At 63.6% G+C, this 5,370-nt stretch carries 4 protein-coding genes and 1 pseudogene; 4 read left to right on the top strand and 1 reads right to left on the bottom strand.

The genetic code is table 11. The annotated features are described in order from the left end of the window. Positions 1-125: 125 nt before the first annotated feature. Positions 126-1,286 (bottom strand): LacI family DNA-binding transcriptional regulator, encoded by a 1,161-nt coding sequence (locus RMO18_RS03900; protein ID WP_309664021.1) that lies wholly within the window; start codon positions 1,284-1,286, stop codon positions 126-128. A gap of 197 nt (positions 1,287-1,483) precedes the next feature. On the opposite strand from RMO18_RS03900, the gene RMO18_RS03895 reads away from it, so the two are divergent. The 4 genes and pseudogenes from RMO18_RS03895 to RMO18_RS03880 all read left to right on the top strand — a co-directional run. Then, positions 1,484-2,464 carry an ABC transporter substrate-binding protein gene (locus RMO18_RS03895; RefSeq protein ID WP_309664020.1) on the top strand — a complete coding sequence of 327 codons (981 nt, stop codon included), beginning with the start codon at positions 1,484-1,486 and terminating at the stop codon, positions 2,462-2,464. A 226-nt stretch (positions 2,465-2,690) separates the two neighbouring features. Continuing rightward, positions 2,691-4,184: a sugar ABC transporter ATP-binding protein gene (locus RMO18_RS03890; RefSeq protein ID WP_309664019.1), complete on the top strand. Its 1,494-nt coding sequence runs from the start codon at positions 2,691-2,693 to the stop codon at positions 4,182-4,184. Next, entirely contained in the window at positions 4,177-5,145 is a 969-nt protein-coding gene (locus RMO18_RS03885; protein ID WP_309664018.1) for an ABC transporter permease, read from the top strand. The genes RMO18_RS03890 and RMO18_RS03885 overlap by 8 nt, the downstream gene beginning before the upstream one ends. Next, positions 5,142-5,370: pseudogene (locus RMO18_RS03880) on the top strand (ABC transporter permease); the annotation flags it as partial. The gene RMO18_RS03885 and the pseudogene RMO18_RS03880, both read left to right, overlap by 4 nt.

Below are 5,370 nucleotides of genomic sequence, written 5' to 3'. Positions count from 1 at the left end.
GCTACTACGATGCCTTGCCTGCAGAGGTTCGCGAACATCTGGTCTGCCGTGTCGTCGACACGCTGGTGCCGATCACCCAAAAACACGACATCGAGGGTCTGGTGATGGGGGCGGAGTGATCCGGATCAGCCGATCGGGGTCCGGTCCGGTGATATTTCTTCTGAAACGTACGGCGGACGCGTCACCGACAGGCGAGCGATCAGGTCGCAGTCAAGTTTGGTGACTGGATAGCCTTCGGTCGCCTGTTCTGGCCCTGTCGCGATCACCTTGACGGCCCATGCCCCCATAGCGCGCTGCGGCAGGACCACGGTCGTCAGTTGCGGATGAAGATGGCGAGAGATCTCTTCGTCGTCATAGCCGACCACCGACATTCCGTCGGGAATGACGATCCCGGCCTCTTTCAGCGCCTCATAGCATCCGATGGCCATCCGGTCGTTCTGGCAGAAGATGGCCGTCGGACGCTCTGCCATCGCAAGAAGGCGGCGTGTGCCTTCATATCCCGAACTTGCGGACCAGTCGCCCGTGATCACCAGGGCCGGATCGAAGCCGATCCGCGCGCCGCTCAGCGCCCGCCGGTATCCCTTCAGCCGGTCGCGGGTTGCCTCCATCCAGGGCTCGCCGGTGATCACGCCGATGCGACGGTGGCCATGGTCGATCAGATGCTGCGTGGCCTTCTGTCCGCCCGCCACTTCGCCTGGGATCACGGAGGGGAAGGACCGTTCGGCGGTATAGCAATTCAGCAAGATCACCGGCACTGCAAGATCACCGATCCATACTGGCAGTGTCACCTTGCGGGTAAAGATCGTCATGTAGATCAGCGCGTTGGCCCCCTTGGCGACCATCGTCCTTAGAACCCTCTCTTCCATTTCGGGGTCGTTCATCGTCTGGGCGATCATCATCACGCTGCCCTGATCCCGCATCGCCTGACGCACGCCTTCAATCGCGACCACGGCTTCAGGACTGGTCGCGAGTTGATCGACCACGAAGCCCAGCATGTCGACTTGCGCGAGGTTCAGGGATGTCACGCCGCCTACGACATCATGATGCGCAAGGCTGGTCGCCGCGTAGTTGAGCGTGCGCGCGGCCTCGATCACGCGGTTGCGCGTCGCTTCCGAGATTTTCACGCCGTTGGCTTTGTTCAGTACGAATGACACTGTCGCCTGCGAACACCCCGCCACGCGTGCGATGTCGGTCATCGTCACCCGTCGCGGCGCGTCGACACTGAAGCGCCGCCGCTCGTTGCGGGGGATTCCCTTGTCTTCGGATCTACTTTTGTTGGCCGTCATCCGCCCTCGTCCTGTTGGTCGCCCGCTGATACCTTGCGTGATTAATGCAGCCAGCCCGAAGCTGGAAGATCATTTCGCGATGCCTGCCTTCCGGAAGTCGATCACTTATAAACATAAGTAGCGCTTGACTGATGATTATAAGTGACGCATCTTTCGAGGACTGGCAACAAAGTCCAATCTCTGGGAGGAGAACGAAAATGAGCCTTTCCCGCCGTCATCTACTGGTCTCGGCAGCCGCCGCTGCTGCGGCATCCGCTTTCGCCCGGGCGGCCTTCGCTCAGGCCCCGATGCTGCCGAAAAAAGACACCTACAAGGTCGGCTTCGCACAGACCGAAAGCAATAATCCCTGGCGTCTGGCCCAGACCAAGAGCATGCAGGACGAAGCAGCCGCGCGCGGCTGGCAGATGGTCTATACCGATGCAGCGGGTTCCGCCGCCAAGCAGGTGGCCGACGTGAACTCGATGATCGCGCAGGGCGTCGACCTGATCTTCCTGGCTCCGCGCGAAGAACTGCCGCTGATCCCCGCGATCAAGGCCGCCAAGGGCGCGAATATCCCGATCATCCTGCTGGACCGCAACGTGGACCAGTCGCTGGCAAAGGCCGGCGAGGATTACGTGACCTTCATCGGGTCCGACTTCATCGAGGAGGGCAAGCGCGTTGCCGAATGGCTGGTGGCCAATGCCGGAGGCAAGAGCAAGATCCTGCAACTGGAAGGCACCACGGGCTCGTCGCCGGCAAATGACCGCAAGAAGGGCTTCGACGATGTGATCGCGGCCAACGCGGCCTTTACCATGCTGGCCTCGCAGACCGGCGATTTCGCCCGCGACAAGGGTCGACAGGTGGCCGAAACGCTGCTGCAGGCGCATCCCGACGCGGACATCATCTATGCCCATAACGACGAAATGGCGATCGGTGCCATCTCGGCGGTCGAGGCGGCCGGCAAGGTTGCGGGCAAGGACGTGATGATCCTGTCGATCGACGGCGGCAAGGAAATCGTGCAGCTGATCATCGACGGCAAGGTCGCGGCGGTCTGCGAATGCAGCCCGCTGTTCGGACCCAAGGCGTTCGACACGGCGGTGGCCTATGCGAATGGCGAAGTGATCCCGGCCAAGCTGATCAATCCGGACCGGTTCTACGACATCACCAACGCGGCCGAAAGCCTGGCGACGGCGTACTGACCCCGAACAGGTGCGGTTGGCGAAAGCGTGCCGCACCTGCACGCTCCGTGTGCCAGATCCCCGCGGTATGGTTTCCTCCTCGCGGCGGACAGGGCCACGGTGCGTGCGCCGTCCTTCCTGCAAGTTCCCCATCGAACAGGCCCGGCCCCCACGACCCTCAGGGTTTCGGCTTCGGGAGGGGCCCGCCTTCAACATCCGGAAGATCATGCCGCCACCCCTTTTGTCGATGCAGTCCATCAGCAAGACCTTCGGCGGCATTGCCGCCCTCACCGACGCATCGCTGACTGTCGAGCCCGGCGAAGTTCACGCCCTGATCGGGCAGAACGGTGCCGGAAAATCAACGCTGATCAAGGTTCTGACCGGGTATCACCGCAAGACCTCGGGCGAGATCACATTCGAGGGTCGCCCTTTCGAGGCCGCGTCCCCGCGTGCAGCACAGGACGCCGGCATCAGCACGATCTATCAGGAAATCAACCTGGTGCCGCAACGCTCGGTCGCCGAAAACATCTGTCTGGGGCGCGAGATGCGGCGGTTCGGACTGCTGGACTGGGCGGCGATGCGGGCCGAGGCGCGGCGGCTGCTGGCGCGGTTCAAGCTTGCCATCGACGTGGATCAGCCACTGTCGCAGCTTTCTACCGCGACGCAGCAGATGGTGGCCATCGCGCGCGCGGTGGGGTTTTCGGCGCGGTTGGTCATCATGGACGAGCCGACCTCGTCGCTGGACGACCGCGAAATACAGGTGCTGTTCACCGTGATCCGGGGGCTGAAGGCCGAGGGCATCTCGGTGATCTTCGTCAGCCACAAACTGGATGAACTCTATCAGGTCTGCGACCGCGTCACCATCATGCGCGACGGGCACACCGTGAGGGTCGCGCGGATCGAAGAGACCGACAAGCTGGAACTGGTCTCGACCATGCTGGGCCGCGATGTCGCGCGGACCGAGGGACGCAAGACCGGCTTTGGCGTACCGGCACGCGCGCCCGGCGCCACCGTTCTGCGGGCCAGCGGCCTGTCGGACGGGCGTCACGTGCGCCGGGTCGATCTTGCAGTGGCCGAGGGCGAGATCGTCGGTCTCGCGGGTCTGCTCGGGTCGGGCCGGTCGGAAACTGCACGGCTGATCTTCGGCGACGCGATGGCACGTTCGGGCAGCATGGCGGTCGCGGATCGTCCTTTTCAGCCCGGTCAACCCGCCGATGCGATCCGCGCAGGCATGGGGTTTTGCACTGAGGATCGCAAGATCGAGGGCATCGTGCCCGACATGAGCGTCGCCGATAACATGATGCTGGCGCTGCGTCCGGTACTGGGCCGCAGCGGCATCGTGGACGAGACCCGACAGCGCGCGATCGTCGCCCGCTTCATCGCGGCGCTCGGGATCAAATGCGCCGGCCCGGGCCAGAAGATCCGCGAATTGTCAGGTGGCAATCAGCAGAAGGTGCTGCTTGCGCGCTGGCTGGCGATGTCGCCGCGCCTTCTGATCCTGGACGAGCCGACGCGGGGCATCGACGTGGGCGCCAAGGACGAGATCCAGCGGCTAATCCGGTCCTTAGCCGATGACGGGCTGGCCGTCCTGATGATCTCGTCCGAGCTTGAGGAAGTGGTCGAAGGTGCCGACCGGGTCTTTGTGCTGCGCGAAGGCTTGAGCGTGGCCGATCTGCCGCGCGACGGGCTGACCGAGGCCGCCGTTCTGGGTGCCATGGCGCATGGGGTCGGGCATGGCTGACTGGTCGGGCGTCAAACTTCTGCTGGCACGCTACGGCACCGCGCTGGCGCTTGTGGTGCTGCTGATCTTCAATTTCGCGGTCACCCCGAATTTCGCGACCTGGCAGACTCTGAACGTCAACCTGACGCAGGTCTGCAACATCGTGATCGTGGCGGTCGGCATGACGCTGGTGATCGCGACCGGCGGCATCGACCTTTCGGTCGGGTCGCTGATGGCGATTTCGGGCGCCATCGCGCCGATGATCTTCCTGGGAAATCTGGTCGAGATCGGCTGGGTTCCGGCAGCGGTGGCGGTCGCCATGTTCGTGGCGGTGGCCGTAACGACGTTGCTTGGGGCGTTCAACGGCTGGCTGATCGCGCGATTCCGGATTCAACCCATCGTGGCCACGCTGGTCCTGTTCATCGCTGGTCGCGGCATCGCGCAAGTGATGACCAACGGCAACCTGCAGGTGTTCAAGGTGCCCGAGTTCCAGTGGATCGGCCTTGGCCGCCCGTTCGGGATTCCCGCGCAGGTGATCATCATGGTTTGCATCGTGGCGCTGGCGGCCTGGCTGCTGGCGCGCACCAGCTTTGGCCGTCAGGTTCTGGCGATCGGTGGCAACGAACGTGCGGCGCGGCTGTCGGGCATCGCCACCGGGCGGATCAAGATCGCGGTCTATGCCATTTCGGGCGCTTTGGCCGGGGTGGCGGGGCTGGTGGTGATCGCCATCAACTCGGCTTCGGATGCCAATCTGGTCGGCATGGGGATGGAGCTTGACGCGATTGCCGCTGTGGCCGTCGGGGGAACGCTGCTCAGCGGCGGACGCGCCACGATCATCGGCACGCTTCTGGGTGCGCTGATCATCCAGCTGGTCCGCTATACGCTGCTGGCCAACGGAGTGCCGGATGCGGCGGCACTCGTGGTCAAGGCGGCCATCATCATCGGTGCGGTCTGGCTGCAGGAACGGGGGCGGACGGCATGAGGCGCGGGGTGAACTGGGGCCAGATGCTGGCCAGCTACGGTGTTGTTCTGGCACTTCTTGCACTGATCCTGTTCGGCGGTCTGCGGTACGACAATTTCCTGGGGTCGTTCAACATCCTCAGCGTGCTGCGCTACAATTCCATGTTCGCGCTGATCTCGCTGGGAATGTGCTTTGTCATCATGACTGGCGGGATCGACCTGTCGGTCGGTTCGGTCGCGGCTTTGG

The organism is Tabrizicola sp., assembly GCF_031377265.1.
Classification (GTDB): domain Bacteria; phylum Pseudomonadota; class Alphaproteobacteria; order Rhodobacterales; family Rhodobacteraceae; genus JAUYQR01.
The sequence above is the reverse complement of the archived record's forward strand: the minus strand, read 5'-3'. Positions and strand labels throughout refer to the sequence as shown.